This is a genomic window from uncultured Methanospirillum sp. (genome assembly GCF_963668415.2).
GTDB lineage: Archaea > Halobacteriota > Methanomicrobia > Methanomicrobiales > Methanospirillaceae > Methanospirillum.
This window is the reverse complement of sequence record NZ_CAXXDL010000001.1, coordinates 3,639,162-3,662,264: the sequence shown is the minus strand read 5'-3', so window position 1 is coordinate 3,662,264 and position 23,103 is coordinate 3,639,162. Positions and strand designations below refer to the sequence as shown.

21 protein-coding genes are annotated in these 23,103 nt (G+C 38.9%); 13 read left to right on the top strand and 8 right to left on the bottom strand.

Annotation, left to right across the window (positions count from 1 at the left end; all coding sequences use genetic code 11):
• Window positions 1-16 precede the first annotated feature (16 nt).
• Window positions 17-790, bottom strand: a complete 774-nt coding sequence (locus ACHZA2_RS17220) for a hypothetical protein (protein WP_394698620.1) — start codon at window positions 788-790, stop codon at window positions 17-19.
• 365 nt (window positions 791-1,155) lie between these two features.
• On the opposite strand from ACHZA2_RS17220, the gene ACHZA2_RS17215 reads away from it, so the two are divergent.
• Window positions 1,156-1,698, top strand: coding sequence for a DUF1697 domain-containing protein (locus ACHZA2_RS17215; protein WP_319580732.1), 543 nt, complete (start codon window positions 1,156-1,158; stop codon window positions 1,696-1,698).
• Window positions 1,699-1,944: 246 nt separating this feature from the next.
• Window positions 1,945-3,186, top strand: a complete 1,242-nt coding sequence (locus tag ACHZA2_RS17210) for an ABC transporter substrate-binding protein (protein ID WP_319580731.1) — start codon at window positions 1,945-1,947, stop codon at window positions 3,184-3,186.
• A gap of 618 nt (window positions 3,187-3,804) precedes the next feature.
• Here the strand turns inward: ACHZA2_RS17210 and ACHZA2_RS17205 are convergent.
• The gene (locus ACHZA2_RS17205) at window positions 3,805-4,707 is read right to left on the bottom strand and encodes a glycosyl hydrolase family 18 protein (RefSeq protein WP_319580730.1); all 903 of its coding nucleotides are present in this window, start codon (window positions 4,705-4,707) and stop codon (window positions 3,805-3,807) included.
• 395 nt (window positions 4,708-5,102) lie between these two features.
• Between ACHZA2_RS17205 and ACHZA2_RS17200 the strand changes: the two genes are divergently transcribed.
• The 5 genes from ACHZA2_RS17200 (at window position 5,103) to ACHZA2_RS17180 (ending at window position 9,738) form a co-directional block, all read left to right on the top strand.
• On the top strand, window positions 5,103-5,453 hold the full coding sequence (locus ACHZA2_RS17200; RefSeq protein WP_394698619.1) for a hypothetical protein: 351 nt from the start codon (window positions 5,103-5,105) through the stop codon (window positions 5,451-5,453).
• Between the two features lie 268 nt (window positions 5,454-5,721).
• The gene (locus ACHZA2_RS17195; RefSeq protein WP_319580728.1) at window positions 5,722-6,348 is read left to right on the top strand and encodes a TetR/AcrR family transcriptional regulator; all 627 of its coding nucleotides are present in this window, start codon (window positions 5,722-5,724) and stop codon (window positions 6,346-6,348) included.
• Window positions 6,349-7,149: 801 nt separating this feature from the next.
• Window positions 7,150-7,854: an isoprenylcysteine carboxylmethyltransferase family protein gene (locus ACHZA2_RS17190; protein WP_319580727.1), complete on the top strand. Its 705-nt coding sequence runs from the start codon at window positions 7,150-7,152 to the stop codon at window positions 7,852-7,854.
• 2 nt (window positions 7,855-7,856) lie between these two features.
• Window positions 7,857-8,774, top strand: coding sequence for a class I SAM-dependent methyltransferase (locus tag ACHZA2_RS17185; protein WP_319580726.1), 918 nt, complete (start codon window positions 7,857-7,859; stop codon window positions 8,772-8,774).
• Between the two features lie 229 nt (window positions 8,775-9,003).
• Window positions 9,004-9,738, top strand: a complete 735-nt coding sequence (locus tag ACHZA2_RS17180; protein ID WP_319580725.1) for an alpha/beta hydrolase — start codon at window positions 9,004-9,006, stop codon at window positions 9,736-9,738.
• Between the two features lie 214 nt (window positions 9,739-9,952).
• Here ACHZA2_RS17180 and ACHZA2_RS17175 read toward each other — a convergent pair whose 3' ends face one another.
• Complete coding sequence (locus tag ACHZA2_RS17175) at window positions 9,953-10,312, bottom strand: hypothetical protein (protein WP_319537684.1); 360 nt, start codon at window positions 10,310-10,312, stop codon at window positions 9,953-9,955.
• A 371-nt stretch (window positions 10,313-10,683) separates the two neighbouring features.
• Here ACHZA2_RS17175 and ACHZA2_RS17170 point away from each other — a divergent pair, with 371 nt between their 5' ends.
• Complete coding sequence (locus tag ACHZA2_RS17170; protein ID WP_319580724.1) at window positions 10,684-11,607, top strand: PHP domain-containing protein; 924 nt, start codon at window positions 10,684-10,686, stop codon at window positions 11,605-11,607.
• A gap of 261 nt (window positions 11,608-11,868) precedes the next feature.
• Here the strand turns inward: ACHZA2_RS17170 and ACHZA2_RS17165 are convergent, their stop codons facing one another.
• Complete coding sequence (locus ACHZA2_RS17165) at window positions 11,869-12,705, bottom strand: nitroreductase family protein (protein WP_319580723.1); 837 nt, start codon at window positions 12,703-12,705, stop codon at window positions 11,869-11,871.
• A 101-nt stretch (window positions 12,706-12,806) separates the two neighbouring features.
• Here ACHZA2_RS17165 and ACHZA2_RS17160 point away from each other — a divergent pair, with 101 nt between their 5' ends.
• Entirely contained in the window at window positions 12,807-13,157 is a 351-nt protein-coding gene (locus ACHZA2_RS17160; protein ID WP_319580722.1) for a helix-turn-helix domain-containing protein, read from the top strand.
• Window positions 13,158-13,474: 317 nt separating this feature from the next.
• Here the strand turns inward: ACHZA2_RS17160 and cls are convergent, their stop codons facing one another.
• Window positions 13,475-14,944, bottom strand: a complete 1,470-nt coding sequence (gene cls, locus ACHZA2_RS17155) for a cardiolipin synthase (protein WP_319580721.1) — start codon at window positions 14,942-14,944, stop codon at window positions 13,475-13,477.
• Window positions 14,945-15,298: 354 nt separating this feature from the next.
• On the opposite strand from cls, the gene ACHZA2_RS17150 reads away from it, so the two are divergent.
• Both ACHZA2_RS17150 and ACHZA2_RS17145 read left to right on the top strand, forming a co-directional pair.
• Complete coding sequence (locus ACHZA2_RS17150; RefSeq protein WP_319537689.1) at window positions 15,299-15,724, top strand: hypothetical protein; 426 nt, start codon at window positions 15,299-15,301, stop codon at window positions 15,722-15,724.
• Between the two features lie 872 nt (window positions 15,725-16,596).
• Entirely contained in the window at window positions 16,597-18,438 is a 1,842-nt protein-coding gene (locus ACHZA2_RS17145) for a clostripain-related cysteine peptidase (protein WP_319580720.1), read from the top strand.
• 514 nt (window positions 18,439-18,952) lie between these two features.
• Here the strand turns inward: ACHZA2_RS17145 and ACHZA2_RS17140 are convergent.
• Window positions 18,953-19,576: a hypothetical protein gene (locus tag ACHZA2_RS17140; RefSeq protein ID WP_319580719.1), complete on the bottom strand. Its 624-nt coding sequence runs from the start codon at window positions 19,574-19,576 to the stop codon at window positions 18,953-18,955.
• A 209-nt stretch (window positions 19,577-19,785) separates the two neighbouring features.
• On the bottom strand, window positions 19,786-20,181 hold the full coding sequence (locus tag ACHZA2_RS17135; RefSeq protein ID WP_319580718.1) for a helix-turn-helix domain-containing protein: 396 nt from the start codon (window positions 20,179-20,181) through the stop codon (window positions 19,786-19,788).
• 321 nt (window positions 20,182-20,502) lie between these two features.
• On the opposite strand from ACHZA2_RS17135, the gene ACHZA2_RS17130 reads away from it, so the two are divergent.
• Together ACHZA2_RS17130 and ACHZA2_RS17125 are read left to right on the top strand one after the other, a co-directional pair.
• Entirely contained in the window at window positions 20,503-21,078 is a 576-nt protein-coding gene (locus ACHZA2_RS17130) for a flavodoxin family protein (RefSeq protein ID WP_319580717.1), read from the top strand.
• Window positions 21,079-21,407: 329 nt separating this feature from the next.
• On the top strand, window positions 21,408-21,950 hold the full coding sequence (locus tag ACHZA2_RS17125; protein ID WP_319580716.1) for a hypothetical protein: 543 nt from the start codon (window positions 21,408-21,410) through the stop codon (window positions 21,948-21,950).
• A gap of 88 nt (window positions 21,951-22,038) precedes the next feature.
• Here the strand turns inward: ACHZA2_RS17125 and ACHZA2_RS17120 are convergent, their stop codons facing one another.
• Window positions 22,039-22,935 carry a C1 family peptidase gene (locus tag ACHZA2_RS17120; protein ID WP_319580715.1) on the bottom strand — a complete coding sequence of 299 codons (897 nt, stop codon included), beginning with the start codon at window positions 22,933-22,935 and terminating at the stop codon, window positions 22,039-22,041.
• Between the last annotated feature and the right edge of the window lie 168 nt (window positions 22,936-23,103).

Genomic DNA, 23,103 nt, shown 5'->3' with positions numbered 1-23,103 from the left:
AACATTCTTTGACTGATTATCTTTTGAGACCAGTGAAATATATTACTTCAGATCCCACCGCACCTCTTGTCAGAAACCGTTGCTGGTGTAAGAGAATGCCTTCATTTGTCGATGGTTTTTTTGTAGCCCAGATGTACGGCGTTTCATTGATGGCATCATGAATCTCCTTTCCGTTCCATTGAGTAACCTCATCACCAAAACGGACTCCAGCCTTTTCGGCTTCACTTTCGTTTGATACATAACTCACAATACATCGTCCGGAATCCAGGAGGTTTACATTGATACCATATCCACCGCCAATATCTGCATACCGGGCACCAAAGTCCCCGTTCTCTGAGAGAACATTGATATGACCATCAGGGATTGAAAAGAGATACTGACGAATCGTGCGGTAATATGACGCACTATCATTTCTCTTTTCTGCATCTGCTATTGTCGGTGCATATGTATCATACAAGGTATCCCAATCGATATTCTTCCATGTCGTGAATGCATACCGCTCTTTGAGTAGAGAATGGGTTGTTTTGAACGCATCACTCCAGGATTCATTTCTGAGATCCGGAACCGGCGTAATATTGGCCATTACGGATGAGAAGGAAGCATTCAATTGATCATTGTATACAGATACGTTGTTTGATTCAAACGGTTCACAGGTATCGGCCCATATCATCCCACACTCCGGGCAATCCGGTACAGTTGATGCATGAGCTGAAACACATACGACTGAACTTGTGAAAACCAGGCAGGATAGCAGAAAAAGGTATGAAAATGAAGCATAAGGCCGGATCATAGTTGAGTTCTTAGTATCACTACAGATAAAGGTTATGAAATAGTATCTGGATTGAAGAGAAAAACTTTGAATATTTTTCCGGAAATTAGAAAAACGATGAGAGTAGGAGTCTTTTTGAAAAATGATCCATGATCACCAACATAGACCGAGCCCGGTGATAGGGGTTACCTTGTTTCTGATACCTGAGGTCACACTTGCACCCCTGGCAAAATTCCTCACCTACAGGAGGTGTTAATACCGTATCTACAGAAAACGATATTCTATTCTCCGATAAGAACAACTGAAAAGAGATTTCACTCTCATATAAACAATACAAAAGATGGCTCACACATTCACATACCTGGTAGAATAACGAGGATAAAAAAATGGAACACATGAACACCTACATCGTGTTCCTTCGGGGGCTCAATGTCGGAGGAAACACAATGGTTTCGATGAAAGAACTCGTCAGACATATTGAAGAATTGGGATGCCAGGATGTCCGAACATATCTCAATAGCGGAAACATAATTCTCAAAACTCCCTATTCTGAAGAAGAATTGAGAGGAACAATAGAGAACGAACTTGAACGTACATATGGAAAAGTTATTACGACGATAATCCGGTCACCTAAGGAACTTGAAGAGATAACCAGAAATAATCCATTTCCTGATCTTCCGGGATCACAGATCGGTGTCCTTCTCACTTCTGCTTCTGTGAACCCGGATGTTGCTGGTGAGTTTGTTACAAGTGGAACAGAACAGATCCGCCCGGGTACGCGTGAAGTGTATATCTATTATCCTGATGGTATGGGGAGATCAAAGCTAAAGATACCATCATCACTACAAGAGGGCACGGTCCGGAATATGAATACCCTTGTAAAACTGGAAAATATGGTGAACCCGAACTCTTTTTCTCTTGTTCATTAACCCGGATATTTTTTAATATGAACTGTCCTTATTATAGTGGCTTTTAATCGGTTGTTCATCATAGCCGGAAAAATTCTCATATAATAAACCATTAATTAGAATGAAAAATGGAAAGGTAAAGAATTCTGGCTGTATTTACCTCAATGTCAATTTCATAAATAATAAATAAATCCGGGGCATACTCTCACGTTACCCTTAAGACATTATTCCAAAGACAGGGTTGTTCAAAGAGAGTCGGAGTCCAAAATGAATCGATTATTAGGGTTACTATTAGTAGCGATATTACTGATTTCTGTAGTATCAGCCGAGAAACAGATTACTATCGGAGCGATTATTGATAAAAGCGGTGATACTGCTTCATTCGCTCCTGGAATAGAAACAACAATAGACCTAGCAGCATCAGATCTGAACGATTATTATAAAAAACTAAACAAAACCACTACTGTTATAATATGGAAAGAATTTACAGACGGTACTTCAGATAGTGCAGCTACAGCAGCTGAAAACCTTGTCTCTGAAGGTGCCCAGATAATCGTTGGTCCGACTACTTCAGAAGAACTATCTGGTTGCTTACCGGTCCTCTCACGTGAGAAGATACTCTCAATTAATCCAACATCTTCAGTAAAACTCGCAAAACCAGAAGATTCAGTTATCAGATTATGTCCTGGAGATTTATCACTCATCAACGCAATTGCAAATTATAACACGGTAATTACCGGAACAATACCGCAAAAAACTGTGGTTGTATCACGAGGTGATTTATATGGCCTTGATCTATCTGAAAAAGTGAAAAGTATAACCCAGGTTTCTGATACTGTTATTTATTCTCCAGGGACACGGGATTTCACAAATACCCTTGAAAAATTAAATTCCTCGGTATCATCTCTCATTGACACGTATGGTGAAAAGAATGTATGTGTCTTTGCGATATCCATTGATGAGATCAGTGATCTCCTGGCACAGGCATCTGCATATCCGAATTTGAGAAAGGTCCAGTGGTCTGGAATGGACGGAGTTGCCCTCAATCCTATGATCTTACGGAATGAAACTGCAGCACAATTTGCATATGACACTCATTTAGCTACTATCTCCTTTAATATAGCACAACCCGCGGATTCTAATTACTGGCATGTGTATGATAAAATTCAGGCAGCAACAGATGGACATCAGCCTTGTATTTACGAGATCCTTCCATATGATGAAGTTGTAATGGCAACCCGCATTCTTGAGAATAATGCGTCAACACTTGAACAGAACCTCATATTCGCAGAAATCCTTGGCAACAATATGTACGGTGCAACCGGATGGCTGAAAGTTGATAAAAATGGCGACCGGAAGTATGGAGATTATTACTTCTATCTGCCTCAAAAAGGACCGGATGGAACAATAAAATGGGTCCCGTGCTTTGCATATCTGGATGAATTAAACACTACCATTCCTCTCTCCGGAGTTAACAATACATTACTTGAAAAAATAGTAACGAAATAACCCATTTTTGGGATAATGGTAATACGATTTTTTTGAGAATTAGAATATAAAATCTAAACAACTCTTTGTGAATAAAAGAGAGATTGGGATTTTTTTTGGGAATTGGACATTATCAGGGACCCAAACACCTGATAATTGTATCCAGGAGATGTGTAAACCGGTTCCACCATGTAAAATTTTTCCTGAAATAGTTTAAATCTCCAGAAATTGTTCTGCTTCTCTCTTGGGGCAGGAATATTCCTGATGATAATCAGAGTCGGATAAGATGTTATAATCCCTGTAGTCCTTGATCTAGTTCATAGAAACCATGTTTGTCCCTTTAACTGATATCAAATCTTATTCGTACTCCATATTGTCTTACACCTGTTCCACTGGTTTTACGTTAGGGGCCGTAAAAGATTAACTCGTACTCCACGAATTTCAAATTTTGTTGGGTCTCTCATTTTTTCTAATTCAACCGATTAAATCAAAATAAAATTGTTCCGATGTATGAGTAATTGTCGTACATCTCCTTAAAGTCATTTCTTTCAGGAAATTTCACATATCTTCATATCCAAACAAAAAAGAATTGAAATTGAAACAGAAATTCAATATTTTTTGGGTTCTATTGTTTAATTTTTAAGAATCTCCCGATAAAACTCTGTATATCTGGTCAGTTACTTGAAATGACGGTGTTATAGTTCCATCAGAGTTCGTACCAACCATGTCGCTGTCCATCCTCCAGTTCATTAACCCGGCCATACTCTTTTCCTGTACCAACTGCCCTTTTGCTTGTATCGACTCATTTGTGTCAGGCCCAACATTATCAGAGTAATCAATCTCACTTTCTACTCCTCCAATCATCTTTTCATAGGGAACTCCTGCATCATGATACTGCTTGGCAAAGGTTGACAGATCATATGCATCTCCTGTCCCATAGGTCATGAGATTCATCTGATCAACATAGGGGACATATGATACAACAGTTTCAGGATCATGAACTCCGGGCCAGATTGTACATGTCAGAACGTATGGACGATCTTCCTGACCTCGGATCGATGCATCAAATGCATCTTTACATGCATCGAGGAGCCGTATCTGCTCATCTTTGTATGCATCGGCTTTGTGATCTTCCCAATCCATATCATATCCGTCAAGATCGTACCGCTGAAGATAATTCAGAACGCTCTCGGCAAATTCCTCCGGATTGTCAGCAGCGTTGAGATATTCTTCAGTTACATCTAACCCGTAATTGGAACTGATAAATATTTCAACATCCGGATTGGCCTTCTTACACAGATTTACTATTGTTTTTATTCGTTCATCAGCCAGATCCTCTGATCCATCGGTTTGAATATTCGTAAGCGATCCGTCTTTCACCGTTGCAAAGGCTATATAGAGTCTGTTTATCTTATTCCATGGTATATCGCCCTGGATATTCATGGTGTTGTTGTACCCGTCATCAAAAAGATAGAAGTATGCACCTATGACTGGGTTATTCTCAGCTGTAGCGGGTGTATTGGTGAAAAGAATTAACAGCAATGTGATAATGAGGATTCGTGGGATCATAATTTACAGTACTATCTCTACTATGTAATAGACCTTCAGTCGAGGGTGATATCATTCTGTCAGATATCAGATCTCCTGAAACAGCTTTATTCATAGAAATTATTCTGTTTTACCGGTATTATCCTCGTTTATGTAGTTTCCATATTTGAGAATCAGACTTCACAGAGGAACACATCTCCTGATAGTAAAAAAGTGTCATATGAATTGATACTCTTTGTAATCATCCAAAAAGGAATTGCCGGATTGATCTTTCTTACGGCATTAAACCACAAAAATTGAACGAGATGCGATCTCCCGGGTAATATCTCTCGATACTTGCCCGGGTTATAACAACAACTACTAATATCGATCCATACACATTTACGAAGATGAAAAGATTATCTCTTTGGGCATGTCTGTTTGTTCTATTAATAGGAGCCATCACGGTATCTGGTGCTCAATCAATAGATCTAGATACGAATATTAGCAATTTGAGTAATGTCATAAACTCCTCAATGAACCTTCCTAACAATACCCAGGTTAATATCTACATTAATATGCCGATAAATGTCTATGTCGAGAAAGGTGACGGGTTTCATATATTACATCTTGGAGATGAAAACTTGACAACTGCAATCTTTAATAGTACAGACAAAAAAGAGGGGGGAGGATATGAGTTTAAGGATATCGTCCTCTCTAAAGGTCCACTTGCTGAACTGAATATTACCGGGAATGTCTGAAAACTGTGTTTGTATACTATGATGCTCAATCAATGATCTGAGACATTTAACTGTTCTCATCTCATTCTTTCTACAAATACAAAAGATAATTGTGAGAACTCTAAAAACCAGATTTCCTGATTCGCCGTGGTTGCAGATGTGTTACATAATAAAATGTCCAATGTTTGATGTAAACCATCTCAGCACTCATATTGTCTTCAATTCCCGGTTTTTCATTGAAAATGCAACTGCTTCTATTATAAGTTTTTATAGCCATACATTTTAATGAATGCCTAAAGTAATTCCTGGCTATAAGGATGATGCTAAAAGGAAGATTATTCAGGCAGCTATTGATGTTATTGCAGAACGAGGATTTGCCTTAACTACCATTGATGAGATTGCTACCAGGCTTGGAGTAAGTAAAGGAGCCGTCTATTGGTACTTTCCAAACAAAAATGCCCTTGTAAAAGAAGTCTATACGTATATCGAAGAAGATTTTAAGCGAGTTCATTACAAAAAATATTACAATCAATCAATAAACAAGTTTTTACAGGTTCTCTTCAATAAATTTTCTTCAAACGATTATAAATTACGCAGAGTTTTTTTTGAGATGGTTGCGTTAGCCCAACGAAGTACCATAGAGAAAAATTCGCTCTCTAAATTTCTTATGGATTTTATACAAACAATAAAGGAAATTATTGAGATAGAACAAAAAAATCATCAATTGGATGATGACATTGATCCGGAAACATTCGCATTTTTAATAGTAAGTCAGTATCTTGGGATACATCTATTATCTACATTATGGCTGTCTCAAGACAAGATAGATAAGATCTGGGATGGATTTGAATCTCATATGTTTATGAAAAACCAAGAAGACTCAAAGAATTTCGAAACCTCGTCAAAGAAGAAATAGGGTTCTTCTTCTTCCTTTCTTCTTGTCATTAAATTGTTTAATCTAGGATATTTTTTGTGACATTCGTCATAATGAAGACTTCATATATGTTCATTTGAATTCTTCTCCATAGGGAATGGAATCGTTTCAATAGTGTTCCTGTAACAATAGTTTCAATTTTTTCGGTAATCTATTGATCGTATTTTTACTTCATATTTACATTCCTGACCTCTGCTTTGAGTTCTAGAATCCCTCTATATGAAGAACATACACTGATCAATAAATAACCTTTAGACTGGATTCGAATTGTAAGATGAATAGGGCTTTCAGTAATTTCGATTATCATTTCTTAAAATTGAGTTATTCATACCGTATTCGGAATTATTCAATGACATACTGTTGAGTTTTCTTGAACATCTTGTATGAATACATTTATCATATCGGAAAACATACGATCAAGAATGTTTTCTGATATATGCAAACGGTTAAAAAACGCTGAATGGATTCACATATTTGTGAACCATCCAATTTACGGGATAATCAGTTTGAACAGTATACGTGATTTGAAAATAACAACAAGAAAACCTGGATACTTATACCATCACTGTGTTCAACAACCAAAAGACAGAAATTATTCCAAAAATTGGAGCAAAATCGCAATAATTTTTGGAATAAAGAGAAGTAAGGTGTGGAATATTGGCAAAAATCTCATTCCAAATAGATTAAATTCTGATGTTTGTGTTTCGTTACTTTGTCTCAACCGGCAATTTAAGAAGAACAGTCTGATAATGCCCATCCAATTTTCATCTGGAGGTATCAGAAATGACTAATTCTCTTGATGACAAAAGAATTGAAAATATAATCCGGATTTGTTCTATAATTAAGATACTGCTTCTATTTAATCTTCCAACCGGAGTTTTGCTTTTTTTATCCGCTGGAACGATTAATTGGTCGATGGGCTGGTTATACGTACTGATTTTCCTGATCAGTAATTCGTACATCACACTATATATCAATCCAGACCTCTCGAAGGAACGAACAAAAAAACATCCAGACTCTAAAAAATGGGATCAATATCTCCTGATTATTATATTCCTGTTTGGAGTAATCACATGGATTATCGCAGGTCTCGATCATCGATTTGGTTGGTCTGGCGATATCCCGGTAAGTATCCAGGTTTTTTCGGTTCTCATGGTAATATTTGGTAATGTCCTCTTTGCATGGGGAATTCTATCTAATACCTTTTTCTCAACAACAGTAAGAATCCAGTCCGAACGTGGTCATAAGGTAATTTCTCATGGACCATATCGATTTCTTCGTCATCCTGGTTATCTTGGAGTATGTTCCTACACCATTTTTCAATGTTTCATGTTGAGCTCTGTATGGGCCCTCGTTCCGGCAACAGTTGTAGTAACGGCATTTGTCATTCGAACATACCTGGAGGATGAAACTCTACAGAGAGAATTGTTTGGGTATAATGAGTACGTGAAAGAAGTCAGATTTCGTCTCATTCCAGGAGTATGGTAAACATGAGCGATGATTCACGGAATATAGAACAACCAGATATGCAAGAAAGCAGACCAAAAACACCAAGCAGAATGGCTGAAGGTATGGCAATGCATCGTCTTGCAGAAACGATGCTTCCCGAAGATGTGAGAATATTCTCCGATCCATATGCTGTTCATTTCATTAACCCGGAGATCCTGAAGTTTGCAGCAGAACATCCCCGTAAAGCAGAACAGAAAGTTCGGGAGATGAAAAACCTGTTTCCAGGTTTGGGAAACTCAATTCGTGCCAGGGTCAAATATTTTGATTTGGTCCTTAACGAGTGTATTTCACATGATTTTGCTCAACTAATAATTCTCGGAGCTGGTTATGACACTCGTCCGTATCGGACACCTGAAATAGACCACAATTTTAAGGTTTTTGAAGTCGATCACCCTGAAACTCAATCAGTAAAAAAAGAGATAATCAGAAGAATATTTGGAACATTACCTGATAATGTAACCTATATTCCATTAAATCTTGAAACCGGGGATTTGGATGTTGCTTTATCATCTTCCTGCTTTAGTGAATTAAAGAAAACTCTTGTCATAATGGAAGGTCTGATTATGTACCTATCATCAGACTCCATTCACCGGATATTCCAATATTTCTCAAAAGAATGCCCGGTTGGAAGTAAGATCCTTTTTGATTATTATCCAGAATCTGTGGTTAGCGGAGAAAAAAATGAGTATGCCAAGAATATTGTAAAATTCACTCAATTGAATGGTGAACCATTGAAATTTGGAATTCCTGATCATGCTGAGAGAAATTTTATGAGTCAGTGGAATTTTGCTGATATCAGAATTATCAGAAGTGAAGAGTACAAAAATCTCTTGTTTACCGGAAAAAATGCTGATCGAAGTGTCTGTGATTTTCTTTCATTTATGGAAGTGACTATCTGATGAATACTGACTCATATCTTAATCCTGATTATATTGCAAACAGACCAACCGGAACATGTTGTGCAGTCTGCAAAAAACGTGATGGGTGTCCATTTGAAAGTACAGGCAGAAAATGCCTCTTGGATCATAAGAACTGTGATGTGTGTAATCACTGGGATGAGAGAGGATGTATTCTCTTTCAATTTGATAAAAAATATCTGAAATTACAAATGTAGGATGGTTATCCCATATGCCAAATACTGACTGCAATGGTATCTCAATGTATTATGAAGTGCATGGAACTGGGTCTCCTTTGATTGTTATCTGGGGAATCGGTGGTGAAATCCTCTCATTTATAGACTTACTCAAACTGAAGGCCTATGGGCTGTACAAGATTATTCATTATGATACAAGGGGTACAGGGCGTTCTGGTAAACCTGATCATGAATACTCAATAGAAATGATGGCCGATGATACAGCATGTCTCATGGATTCTCTTAAAATTAAGACTGCTCATATCCTGGGAATATCTACCGGTTCACGGATTGCATTGTCACTTGCCAGCAGGTATCCAAAGAGTGTAAAAAGTCTCATTCTTCATGTCGCCGCTGCCCGTTCACCTGGACCTGATGAACCTGAAGCATTGGAAGCATATGATAGATTATATAACACGATGATAATGCCTGGTTTTATGGAAAAAGCATTACTATTTCCTCCAACAATACCCTCGTTTAAAATACAATTTAATGCACTGGTTACATTTAACAGTGTGCAACTATTACCCTTAATTCATGCTCCCACTCTCATTATAAATACAACAACAGACCGATCAACTTCGGTTTCAATGGCTCAAGAATTACATGAGGGGATATCCCATTCTCAGTTAATCCTTCTGGAAGGTGATCATATGATTGCAAGAAAAGATCCAGATCTGATACTTGACCATATCATGGTGTTTTTAAAAAGGCAAGAGGTGATGACATAATTCAAGAATTATTATCGAATTTTTAAAAGTCATTCTTACTAGTAAACAGAAATTCTAGAGTGATTACATGATATGTAATATTAGTACGATGAGATTTCAATTAATAAGTAAGAATATTGAATATGGGGTTTTAGGACCTGAATATTGTAGAAATCTTTCGGGAGTAATCATAATTATAATACCACTCATGAAACATTTCTCACAGAGATTGTCATTATCCATCACTTACACTTTCAGATTTTTTATTTGAGTGTTCAACAAGCATGTTCTTTAGTTTTTCCAGATATTCATCTTTCTTCCAGAACTCCTCGAAATTTTTAAAATAATCTTCCCAGGCCTCTTCAACAAGTGGCTTTCCGCATCGATTACAAAACCGATCAGTGGGTTCATTCATAGATTTACATGATTTACATAAACCAGGCAATTCGTCTTTAAAATATTGTAAAAATGCCTCTTCTACGACAGATGTAACCGAACGGTCTTCAGTTTTAGATTTTTCTTTTATTTTTTGAACCAAAAATGATGATATCCTTGCAGAGAAATGTTCCTTGTTTTCCTCTAACCTGTTAGACATTTTATGTAACATATAGTTGCACGAAATAATATAAATCCTTTATGTACGTATGTTGACAAATCATACCGAAATCCAAATTACATGAAACATACCAGGAGAGAACACTGTTTCTGATTTTTTCAGTTACGGCTACTCGTTCCTTCCCGGTTATATCTGGCATTCTTCTCTACATTTAACCTGACACTTTGATCTCATATCTCGTCCTCATCTTCCTGAAGCACGATATACCCGGATACCAAACCCGGGATGGATGGGTAATCTCATCTTCTTACTGAGCACAATCTTCTAAAGGAATTTCCTCATGTATTGTATCCAGATATCCACTGTATTGTGAATCCAAGAGAATACAAAAAACAGGATTGATCAAACACATGACATCATTCGAACCCGGGAGTATCCAGTACCAAAAACCAGAAGTTGTATCTCTCATAGATGCAGGGTGCCATCCGGTTGATATGCATCTTCATACCCGGTATTCGGATGGAATGACCCGTATTTCTGACCTTCTATCATATGCCCGGAAAAACCAGGTTGGAGTTGCGATCACAGATCACAACGAGATCAAGGGTGCCATTGAAGCAGTCATAACTCAAAAAGATCTACTCGTCATTCCCGGCATTGAACTGGAGACCCGGGAAGGTCCTCATCTCCTCATCTATTTCGAGACATCCAGTGAACTTGAAGACTATTTCCAAGACCTGAACCGAGAAAAGAAGCGAATAGGTTCACAAGTTCCTGAAAATCTCCCTGTCTCCGAGTGTCTCATTCTTGCAGAAGAGTACTCATGCCTCCGGATTGCAGCTCATCCGTATGGATACTTCGGGATAAACCGGGGTGTCCTCAAATGCGTAGAAAAACAGATGCTGCCCGGGGTGCTTGATCACATAGACGGATTCGAGGTAATCTGTGGAGGTATGAGTTGGAACCTGAATCATAAGGCAATTCAGTATGTACAGAAATACTCCACTCCGTTTACCGGTGGTTCAGATGCTCATCTTCTCTCTGATGTCGGTAGTGTCCTGACCGGAGCACCAGCTGATACTGCTGAAGAATTTCTTGCATGTATCAGAAAGAGAGAGAATATTGTAGTCGGAAAAACCGGATCATATCTCCGCAAAGGAGCAACTGCAGGAGTTATTGCCTGGAGTTTTGTTCCCTACACAGGTTCTTTGATCGGATCACATAGTAGAGCATACAAAAACCGGATAACCCATACCCTCTCCCGATATTCGGCAAAATTTACCAATAACCAGGTGTTGCAGAATAAAGAAGAAGATAGTTCAGAGAACCGGTAAGAATACCCGGACATGTAGAATTTTATCCGTATCCTGGATGGTAATACACTACCATTTCTCTACAAGATGATTGTAGATTTCTGGTATTTGAGATAAAATTTCGTCTCTTTATTTTGGTTCATTGCTTTTTTATATCCCTGCTATAAGAGATACTGATAATACTATCAGATATATTCTCCAAACCGGTGGCAGCTTTGGATCGATAAGGCTGCAACATCTATCGAACCATTTTTTTTTCCTGTATTATCCAGGATTCATCCATTATACAAAAGACACTTTCACAGGAGGTCTTTTCGGAATCTGATGAACATCATACAGTGGCTTTCCGATGATCAAAATATGATGTACCACATGACCCGGTGGAATCGGAAGCAATCCATACACTTCAGGTGAACCGGATAACGCCATTTGCAGGAGGCCAGCCCAACAGGTACCAAGATCATACACATGGGCAATAAGGTCCAGGTAACTGAGAGCAATGATGGCATCGTATCCGGCACTATGAACTGTCTTGTCAGCGTGAGTAATGATAAGAGCAGGGGCATGATAACAGATAGGATCTTCTCCCGATTCCCACACTGCTAGAATTGTGGAGATCACTGGTAATAACGAGGCGTATTCATCAGAATTTTCTCCTCCTTGCAGGGACTGTAACCATGTGATAGTTGCAGATGACAAATTATGAATAAGAGCAGGATCCATTACGATCATCCATTCTACCGGGTGCAGATTAAACCCGCTTGGAGCATACCGCACTATATCAAGAATATTCATAAGATTTCCTTTCGGAATAGGGCTGTTTTGATATTTCCTGATAGTCCGTCGTGAAGTTATCAAATATTTCACCAGATCAGGTTGAATCTTCTGAATTGACGACATTTCTGGAAATGGAACCACTTCAGGAGAATCGATCCTGATAGCCCCATGCGGGCAAAACGACTCACAATGACCACATACAGTGCAATATTCTCGTGAATCATCTGCAATTGCAGGAGTTCTGGTGACTGAATCCTGGATAATAATTGAGGAGAGACATACCTGACTGCATATGCCACACTGGGTACATCTATCACTGTCAATAGAAAAATTAACCTTCATAAATCCACCATTATCAGATCTCATAAAAATTACCTGATAGGAGGAAAAACATACCAGTATGCTCAATACAATATAGTACTGTATTGAATACTAATTGAAAAATGACGAATAAATCTAAAATAGTAGATGAAATACTTATTGATGATACGATACATGTCTATCTTTCTATCATCGGTGGGAAATGGAAACCTGAGATCCTTTGGCATCTGCGCAAAAAGTCGCTCCGTTTTCTGGAGTTACAGAGGAGTATACCCCGAATAACCCAGTCGGTTCTTACACAAAATCTAAGAGAACTGGAGGCTGATGGTTTACTCACGAGAACCGCATATCCAGAAATTCCTCCACGGGTGGAGTATGAACTAACCGTTCTTGGAAAAACTGCATTTCCTGTCCTTGATGCAATCAGCGTCTGGGGAAGAGAATACATGAAACAAAAAGAAGGTCAAGATTAACATGAAAAGTAATTCTTTTCAATAATTATGCATAATTATCTTCTTAAATGCCAAATTATCATAAATTAGAAGTAATTTTCACTGAATTGATTCGAATACACATTTACTATCTAATGCATCCTGGATCATACTGAAATTCGAAAAATTCCTCAACATAAATTTTTCTTCAGAATGGTTGTCTGAAAAACGATAGTTTATCGAAAGTCTCTGAAATAACACATTCGTTGACAGATAGAACCATTTTAGAAAGATCTGATACCTGATCTTTTCTCCCATATCCGTATGGTATAGAATCCGGTAATGCCCAAAAAAATAATTTAGAGAAGCGGAGAGAATACCCGGGAGATTGAGAGTTTTAACTTTACCTTTGATGGGAGTGCAGCAAACCGGTCTTTATCCAGTGGAGAACAGACCTCAAGATCTTTGAGGAAGTAATTCTTCAGTTCTTTTGCAATCTCCTGATCATACATGATGGCATTTGTCTCAAAATTTAACCGGAAACTCCTGACATCCCAGTTCGCACTTCCCACAGATGCAGCAGCCTCATCTATAACGATAGTTTTTGCATGAATAAAACCGGTATCATACGTGTATGCTTTGACTCCGGATTCGAGCAGTTGTTCGATATACGAATACCCTGCCCAGTATACAAACCAGTGATCTGGTTTTGCCGGCATCATTATTCTGACGTCAATTCCTGATAATGCGGCCATTCGTAATGCATCAAGGATACTGTCATCAGGAATAAAATAAGGCGTCTGAATGTACACCGATTCAGATGCCAACTGAATCAGTTTCAGGTATGATTCTTTTATCGGATTCCAGTACGTATCCGGACCACCGGAGACGATCTGCATCGGGAGCCATGTGCCAGAAGAATCATGTCGATCCGGGAAATACCTTTGATCATATATCAGTTCATCCTCTTTGGCAGCATAATTCCAGTCAAGGAAGAACCTGATCTGCATAGCTGCGACACTATCTCCATCAACCTGCACTGCAGTATCACGCCATGGAGCCCACTCAGCAATCCTGCTGAGATAGTCATCTCCAATATTAAATCCCCCAATAAACCCGGTTTTCCCATCAATAATTGCAATCTTCCGATGATTACGGTAATTAATCCTGGGATGAGTTATATGAATGAGCGATGGGAAGAAGAACGCCAGTTTGCCACCTGCTTCAAGGTATGGCTTAAAAAATTCCTTACCAGGTCCGGCAGCACCCAGGCCGTCACCTAGAAATCTGACTGATACCCCTGCACATGCTCGTTCTATTAGTGCAGTAAATATTTCATTCCCGATCTCATCATCTTTGAGAATGTAATACTCCATATGGATATGATCTTGTGCACCGCGAATTGCCTCAAGGAGTGCAGAAAATTTGTCGTTACCATCAACAAAAATGCGTACCTTATTATGCACGGTGACAAGAGCACGACTGCTCTCCATTAGCATCAGCATCATCCGGCGATACGACTCTGGAATCGGTTGTCCAATAGGCAGATCTTCCCGGAAGAGTTCCTTCTTCTGAAGTTTGATTATTTCAGATACGTGCTCATCATCCTCCTTTTTGATTTTAAACATCCGATCCCGGTAGAAACTCTGCCCGAAAAAGAGATAGAGAACGAACCCGATGACCGGGATAAACACGAGGACCATGAGCCAGGCAATCGTAGCAGTAGGATTCTTTCGCTCAATAAAAACAACGGTAATCGCAAAACAAATATTCAGGATCAGGATAATCGGAAGAATAAAGTCGTGTATTATAGCCGATAATGTACTCATGGCAATTTATGCTCCTGGAGATTAAGTCATTTTTAGAGGATATAAAAGGTAGGTATATCTGTTTTTCTGCAAAATGTTATTGTAAGTCAGAGAGACTGGAGCCTGAAATTCTCACGATTTGCTCCATACTGTATTTTAAGAATATAGATCTCATCCCATTATAAACGATTCTTCCTATATATTCCGGTAATAAAATCAATCCAGTCTTGTTGGAGACTTTATCTATTCTTGACAGAAATATCAGTCGAATCAAAGATATTCAACATTTTTTTAATAATCTTCTTCCCATCGAGGTACACATTAACGAGATGTCTTTTAAAAAAGTATATCTGACTGAAAGTAAATTCCACATATATGAAAGCGAACCTGCTTCTTGTACTGGTTTTTTTTATCATCCTGGGAATCTATTCGGTTAGTGCCGAATCATCAATGAATCTTACCGGAAAATGGGTTGAAGAAAAAATTGAAGGATTCAGGTATTCTGGAGAACTGTTGAACTCCACAGGTACTGAAGATTACTGGATTCTCAATCAAACGGGAAACGTGGTCTTTGGTACGAACGTCTTTAATGATTCTACAAAGATGGTCGAGGAGCTAATTGCCGGGAGTATCAGATCTGATGGAAAGACAGTATTTATTGTTGATTCAAGCGGAGGGACTTATATTGCAGATATAACCGCTGATGATACTCTCACGATTAATTACATCAATACCGGAACGAAAAAAGCAGAGTCAAACTATGCCTTTGCATTATATCAGGTTCTGAAACGGGAAAAGTAAACTATACACTTTTTTACCACATTTATGGTGATTTGAGGGCGAGTAATGATCCAATCTTTATCTCCTCATCTTCAACATCTGACCGATATACAAAGGAAAATTATAACTGGTATATTGTGAACAAATTTAGCATTATTCCATATATTATAGCGATATACCAGTTCTTTATAATCCTGTGCTCTTCTTTTACGTGAATTACGATTCAGAAAATCAGCCAAATGTCCGGATAGCAAGAAACCGTATGATTATACCGGTCAATATTATGTTGATGCTCATCCCCACGATACTGTCAGGATCAATCTGTATAAAAAAATTGGATGTCACCTGCAATAAAAGCAAATTCATCCCAATATTAATAGCAATACCGATTTATAGCCCTGTATTATAATCCTGTTATATGGTATTTTTCAGATATCTGAATAAAAAATGGTTAATCATCAACCATATGGTGAGAATCGTATACCAGATCGGTGTGAACGAGGAGGAGAACGCAGAAGAGAACATCCTTAATACCTTGCATTATTCGTACCAAAGATAGAATAACCTCCTACTCCTTGAATGTCTTAAGCAGGATACATGATTCTGGTAACTTTCTCAATTACAGAGAATGAGTACATTAAGGAGATATTCTCCTATCTGTAGGACATATCTATCGGTTTTCAATAGTCAGCTTAAAGTTCAGTATGATCATTAAGGACGTTTCAATTAATTTGTCCTCAGTGAATAAGATTAAGTGGTTATTTACTGACTACGTATTACCTGTAATCAGATTTCTGATTAACTGGGAAATTAGGAGTAAGGAGAATATGAGATTTTTCCGCCTGATCTGGATAATAATTACATTTCTGATACTAATCTCCATGATTAATTCTGTGTCTGGAATATCTGAACCGGGAGAACTGAATCAGACAAATACAAAATCACTGGTTATGGTATATATGGTCGGAAGTGACCTGGAATCTGAAGGAGGGGCAGCCACAGATAATATCAAAGAGATGATTAAAGGAGCTGGTGATATTGTTCCAGATGATCTCCAGATTATTGTGGCATATGGAGGAGCAAATAAGTCCGGCTGGAAAGGGATGACAATCGCCACATATGATCAAATAAAGAAGGACCTTGAGAATGGTGTAATCGGAGATGACAACATCAGTAGTTATTCAAACCCTTCTCTGGATATGGGTTCCCAAGCCGGATTAAAAGCATTTATTGAATGGACCAAAGATCGATGGAGTGGAAATACCACCTACATGATCTTCTGGGATCATGGTAGCGGTTATCAGGGATATGGGTCTGATGAAATAACGGGAAATAAAGAGAATGTATCAGATATTCAAACTGCTTTCAAGGAGACCAATTTTAAGTCCGATGTAATAGGCTTTGATGCATGTCTTATGAGTGAACTTGAGGTCACTTCGGCCTTATCTCCCTTTGGAACATATTTCGTTGGCTCAGAAGAGACAGAACCAGGTTCCGGATGGACATACGATACATGGATGAAAGTTCTGGCCCAGAATCCATCGCAAAATCCTCTGACTGTTTGCAGAACAATCGTGGATTCTTATGTAAATGCATCAGGTGACGGGGGACGAACCCTCGCCATTATAGATCTAAAGCAAATTCCAGATGTTGTTTCCAGGTTGGATGAACTCGGTGTATCACTAAATAAGATACTTGAAGAGGAGAACGGACTGAGAGTTCTTGGAAAAGCATATCGGAACACGACGAAATTTGCCCAGGAACCAGGGGATGAAGGGGGAACGAGTCTAGATCTTCCATTATTACTCCAGTATCTGATCTCTCATGTTCAGGATTCAGGTTCCTCAAGTTCTTCTGTGAACGATTCGGTAGCCAAAGCCATTGTCTATGAACGACATGACAAATATATCACGGACGCGAAAGGTCTCTCTATTCTGGATCCACAGGGCACAACACATGATATGTATGTAGAGGATGGAGTAAATGCCAAGGTATCACCCGCCTGGGATTCCTTTACTGAAGATTTCCTGAAAAAACTTGCAAGTGATACAGATAAACCTGCCCTCAATAGTACCGGAGAAAACGAATACATAATTGAGGATACCAGTGACACAGCATCGGTCTGGATTGGATACTATGCCTATGATCCAACAGATGACCAAATCACGGAAATAGGAAATATTCCGGCAATGGAGGATGCATCTGGAAAATTCTCAATTCCTGAGTGGGATGGAACATGGTATTACCTGAAAGATACTGCCGATCCAGACAATCACGCCCTACTCGGTTTATCATATGAAGATATGACCGATGATGGGATTGTTCAGTTCTCTTCAAAAGTAAACCTTATCCAGAATGGAGAAAATAATACCATTTACCTCTCGGCTTACATAGATCCCAGTGTCAGAGAAGCAGATCTCGATTTCAGACCTTATACAATCGAAGATAATGGAGAAATATTGCTATCCCGGACTCTGCTAGAACCCAAAGCAGGAGATACGATAAACACGTATGCACCTCTGATACAACAGGAAGGGACTGACCAGAACTGGATCTCAACAGGGTCGCTTTCTCTCAAGGGACCTGTCGAGATGGTTCATGACATTCTTCCTGATGGAATATACGGAATTGGATTGGTCGCAGATTATGGGAATGGATACCAGAGCAATTCACCAATTGAGAAGATAGAGATATCTGGTGGAAAGATCGTACGGGAAGGAAACCTTACTATCTAACCATTGATTCACCTCTATTGCCTTTTTAGAATTTGCCAATTCCATTTTTTAAAAATCGCCCTCGATATATAAAGACATAGTTTTATAATATCCACGCAATGATATACCCTTAGTATGTCTCTTCTGGATTTGTCTCATGGGAGATGGGGGGAAAGATGAATTCTATGATTGGTATCAAATGACAGATAGTATAGACGATTTTTCGAATGGGTGAGAAAGAAGAACCCCTTACATATGTACACAACTGCAGGTTCTTATTCGATCACGCTCTCTCTCAGAAATGCGAACTTTGGTGGTAGCCTGAGAATTCCAAATGCAATAGTTGTATCGTAATTTTATCTTTGAACTCCTTTTTTATAAGCAACAATCTCTGTATCATTATAAGTTGTAAAAACACGGGGATGGGTATCTTCACTTGTGGGACAGAAAAAAAGTACATCTAGCGTCTGTTGCAATAGTATCGAGAAGAAATATCTACAAGAGGCTGATTATGTGGAAAAAAAGAGTATACTGGTTAAGATAATCGGATAGCATTCCAGGTATCATCCTCTTTTACCGGTTCTGAACCATAACTGTATGTTCCATTAAAGTAGGAACCATCCTTTGCTAATGCAAAAGTGAAATTTCCTGCTTCTACAAATGTACCGGTGACCTTCTTGCCATCCTGTGAGATGGTTCCATTCAGATATCCACCGACATTTGTGATCGGACTAAGGGATCGATATACCCCAGATGCTGCTGACCCATCTACTTGAAGAGATAATGTCAGATTAGGAGAGTTCCAGGTGCCGTAGAGAGTATCAACCCCTTCCGATTTCTTGAATTGTTCACTCTGATCATCATATGCCCAGAGAACATCAAGGGTAGAATTATCATCATTGCGAGTAAGAGTAATTTCCCCGGATTCACTCCATACTCCATTAACTACCGATTCATTATCGGAAATAGTTCCGTTAAGTATTCCGGTGTCGTTTACAGAAGGCATAAAGGGAACATATGTCCCGGTTACTGAACTGCCATTCTGTACCAATGTTTCATTGTATCGCAGGCTCTGCCAAACTCCAGTCCATGAGGGCTGTTTGTCAGAGGTGCTGCTAGATTTATTCTCTGCAACAACACAAAAAACACTAAAAACCATACATATTATCAATAATCCAACAATACAGGTATGTCTCATCCTTTCAACACGTCCAGATCATAGATAAGCGCACAACCGTTTAACAATATTGTTTAGTTTTATAGGGGAATGCCTATAAAATATGAAATCTCAAGAAGCCCAATACAACAGTCTCATAAAAGATTGAAGAATATGAAAAATACTACTTTAATTCGTCAGCATTATCGTAATTACGAACTATTACCCTCTTCTTTACTTTTTAAAGAGGGACAGGATTCAGTATAATCTAGTTCTATCTGGTTTAGAGTCAGGTATGTTTTCCCCCATTCACAGAGATCATTCAGGATTGGAATGATGGTTAACCCAAAGTTGGTAAGTGAGTATTCCACACGGGGAGGAACTTCTGCGAATACCTTCCGGTTAACGACCTTGTCCTCCTCAAGTTCCCGAAGCTGACGAGTCAGCATACCCTGGGTAATACTAGGCAAACTCGAACGGATTTCATTGAATCTCATCGGTTTATCTTTGATATGCCAAAGAATTACAGGTTTCCATTTTCCACCGATAATATCTATAGCAGCCTCCACAGGACAGGCATATTCTCTTTTTTTCTTTTTATTCTCCATTAGTACCATTTTAGAGATTATATCTTAAATTTCATACTGTGCATAATTTAACACTTTAGTTCCTATGAAGACATAGCACTTGAATAGATACTATTGTTCAAGGCAGTGAGCGTCAATCAGATAATGTAAGTATACCTGTGTAATGAATAAGATTATTCATAATTCAATCGGTACTTTGAATGAATATCTTAAATCTGCGTAATTTCTACAGAGATTAAGATCAAGACATTACCTGATCTCAATTTGAGCAGTACTTATACGGATTATCAAGGTTTACATGGATTATGCTACATGAATAGTTGGTAATCAGGGAAAGGTAAAATGAAAGTTATTGCATTTAATGGAAGCCCAAGAAAGGAAGGAAACACCAGCATTCTGCTTAAAACAGTCTGTGATGAACTCAACAAAGAGGGCATAGAAACCGAGATAATTCAAATCGGAGGTAAACTGGTTCATGGATGTACTGCCTGTATGAAATGTTTTGAAAAGAAGAACAACCGGTGTGCAATTGATACCGATTTTGTGAATGAGTGCATTCAGAAGATGATTGAAGCTGATGGTATTCTCATAGGGACTCCGACGTATTTCACAGACGTTACTGTTGAGGTTAAAGCACTGATTGATCGTGCAGGTTTAGTTGCCATGGCAAACGAAGGAACATTGAATAGAAAAGCAGGAGCAGCAGTAGTTGCTGTCCGCCGGGCTGGGGCAACCCATGCATTTGATACAATAAATCATCTCTTTGGTATCAGCGGTATGTTTACTGTGGGATCGACATATTGGAACATAGGTATGGGCTTTGAGCCAGGAGATGTGAAATCAGATACTACTGGCCTTGAATCTATGAAATCTCTCGGACAGAACATGGCCTGGTTTTTAAAGAAAACTTTGGCATAATGCTCTGATAATTTTTTACAATTTTTATATGTTTACATTTAAAAACCCCAACTGTACCCCGTTGGGTTCCCCAGGCAGGACTGATGAAAAGGACTTTTTTCATGCAAAATTGATAAAATATTATATTTATTAAATTTGGATAAATCTATTTTAAAAAAATAATAGTCTAAAAATATTTTTGCATGAAAAAGTCCTTTTCACCGGTCCTACCTGGGGCCCCCAACGGGGCACCGTTGGGGTTTTTATAAAATAAAATGCTTCTTTGTCTTACAGTTACCAAAATTTATCTCCTGAAAGTATGAGTATCTTATGTTTAACTGAGGTGTAACATGAACAAAGAACTAACAATTATGCTCTTAGTTTTCATGATCGGGATAACTGGAGCAATGGCTGATATTGACTTTACCGGATGGAAAAAGATTGAAGTCAACGAGTCTCAGGTAAATGCCTCTTCTACAACTACGTATTCAGTTATGATTCCACCCGGAATAACTGAAGCAACACAGGATTCAGGGGTTGGTCCTGCCACAATTCTTACAAACACGACGGACCCAAGCACCTCATATGCGATCTATGTTATGGACAACCCATTTGGAAAGCAACTTTCCAACGAAACTGCGAAATTATTCCTTAACAGTTTCATGGAAGGAGCAGGTATAACACCCCTGGAACAAGACCCGGTAACTGTATCTGATGGTGTCATGATGTATGGTACTAAAGGAGATACTACAGCGGGTATTTACGTATTCAGCACTGATCAGAAGGTTTCAATCACTTCTGGATTTTACAAGACTATGGATGACGCTTCCGCCGGAGTCCAAAATCTTGCAATGATCGCCGGAACGATAATAATCAACCCGGTTGCTTCATAGTAACTCCCTTTTTTTTGTAACCCACTCAAGTAATTGAGAGGTCAAAAAAAAATTAAAACAGATTTTGTAAGATACTCAAGAGATTCTATCAGGCAGAATCAAGATAGACGGCTCCTTCACCAATTCGATTTGAGTAGACATCTATTCGGAACCATCCGTCTTCGCCCCAATTGGTTCCGGCACTGTTCTTGCCAATGAAGTATTCTTCTCCGTCTTCATTGCCCCACCCGACCAGGACTACTGCATGATTGGTATCGTCATAGGCTACATCACTATAGAATATTCCACCAGAATAATCGTCAAAGTCATCATCATCCTGGACTCCCACCGCAATAGGTCCTTTAAGAAAAATCGCCGCTTTTAACTCATTCACCGGGGGGACTGAATTCTCAATGCCCTCGTCAGACGTGGCATTTACATATGCCCATTTATCAGCATGATACCGCTTCATACCTGATAGATTCTTACAGGTGTCCTGGAGTTCAGTATAGGGATACTCTTCTCTTGACATCACACCAACGACACCATCAGGTCCGGGTGAATCAACAAGAGATGGCATCGCGGTCTCAAAGTCACCGCCATCACACCCGCTGTCTTCTTTATCACATGATATAAGATACTGCTCTGAAAGCCCGACCTTAAGGTTTGAATTATGGCTTTTTATCTTCAGGTATGATTCCAGAACGCTGACAGCGGCATATGCCCAACAACTGCCACATTCTTCACCCTGATCATGAACTGGTGTCGTCCAGTCACCATTGTTATTTCGCCAGTCAAAAGACTCCGGAAGGTTTGCCGGAACCTTGATTGGAGTAGTTGACGAAACAACCGATTGATTTATCGAATGTTTCAGAAGACTGTCTATTTTTTTCTTTTGTTCAGGGGTCAGGTTAGAAAGAGAGGTAACCCCTGGTTTCCATGTGGTCTTTTGGGTTGATAAATTCTGCGATGTTTCATGGATAGTTGTCGCAGATGATTCAACCACTCCAGAATCGATGGTATCATTACTCTCTGAATCTTCAGTATTAACTCCCTGACAAAGACAGGGGATAGTGATCAGCTATCCCATCACCATAATGATGATGAATATGACAATATGGGAACTTGTCATGTACCTCATATGAGAGCATAGAAATTTTGATGTATTTATCTC

Bases quoted from the DNA above. Each gene is read 5' to 3' on its own strand.
- ACHZA2_RS17140 (WP_319580719.1), bottom strand. From the start codon at position 19,576: ATGGTTTTTAGTGTTTTTTGTGTTGTTGCAGAGAATAAATCTAGCAGC.
- ACHZA2_RS17220 (WP_394698620.1), bottom strand. From the start codon at position 790: ATGATCCGGCCTTATGCTTCATTTTCATACCTTTTTCTGCTATCCTGC.
- ACHZA2_RS17185 (WP_319580726.1), top strand. From the start codon at position 7,857: ATGAGCGATGATTCACGGAATATAGAACAACCAGATATGCAAGAAAGC.
- ACHZA2_RS17135 (WP_319580718.1), bottom strand. From the start codon at position 20,181: ATGGAGAATAAAAAGAAAAAAAGAGAATATGCCTGTCCTGTGGAGGCT.
- ACHZA2_RS17180 (WP_319580725.1), top strand. From the start codon at position 9,004: ATGCCAAATACTGACTGCAATGGTATCTCAATGTATTATGAAGTGCAT.
- ACHZA2_RS17200 (WP_394698619.1), top strand. From the start codon at position 5,103: ATGAAAAGATTATCTCTTTGGGCATGTCTGTTTGTTCTATTAATAGGA.
- ACHZA2_RS17160 (WP_319580722.1), top strand. From the start codon at position 12,807: ATGACGAATAAATCTAAAATAGTAGATGAAATACTTATTGATGATACG.
- ACHZA2_RS17215 (WP_319580732.1), top strand. From the start codon at position 1,156: ATGGAACACATGAACACCTACATCGTGTTCCTTCGGGGGCTCAATGTC.
- ACHZA2_RS17130 (WP_319580717.1), top strand. From the start codon at position 20,503: ATGAAAGTTATTGCATTTAATGGAAGCCCAAGAAAGGAAGGAAACACC.
- ACHZA2_RS17190 (WP_319580727.1), top strand. From the start codon at position 7,150: ATGACTAATTCTCTTGATGACAAAAGAATTGAAAATATAATCCGGATT.
- ACHZA2_RS17210 (WP_319580731.1), top strand. From the start codon at position 1,945: ATGAATCGATTATTAGGGTTACTATTAGTAGCGATATTACTGATTTCT.
- cls (WP_319580721.1), bottom strand. From the start codon at position 14,944: ATGAGTACATTATCGGCTATAATACACGACTTTATTCTTCCGATTATC.
- ACHZA2_RS17150 (WP_319537689.1), top strand. From the start codon at position 15,299: ATGAAAGCGAACCTGCTTCTTGTACTGGTTTTTTTTATCATCCTGGGA.
- ACHZA2_RS17165 (WP_319580723.1), bottom strand. From the start codon at position 12,705: ATGAAGGTTAATTTTTCTATTGACAGTGATAGATGTACCCAGTGTGGC.
- ACHZA2_RS17195 (WP_319580728.1), top strand. From the start codon at position 5,722: ATGCCTAAAGTAATTCCTGGCTATAAGGATGATGCTAAAAGGAAGATT.
- ACHZA2_RS17175 (WP_319537684.1), bottom strand. From the start codon at position 10,312: ATGTCTAACAGGTTAGAGGAAAACAAGGAACATTTCTCTGCAAGGATA.
- ACHZA2_RS17170 (WP_319580724.1), top strand. From the start codon at position 10,684: ATGACATCATTCGAACCCGGGAGTATCCAGTACCAAAAACCAGAAGTT.
- ACHZA2_RS17125 (WP_319580716.1), top strand. From the start codon at position 21,408: ATGAACAAAGAACTAACAATTATGCTCTTAGTTTTCATGATCGGGATA.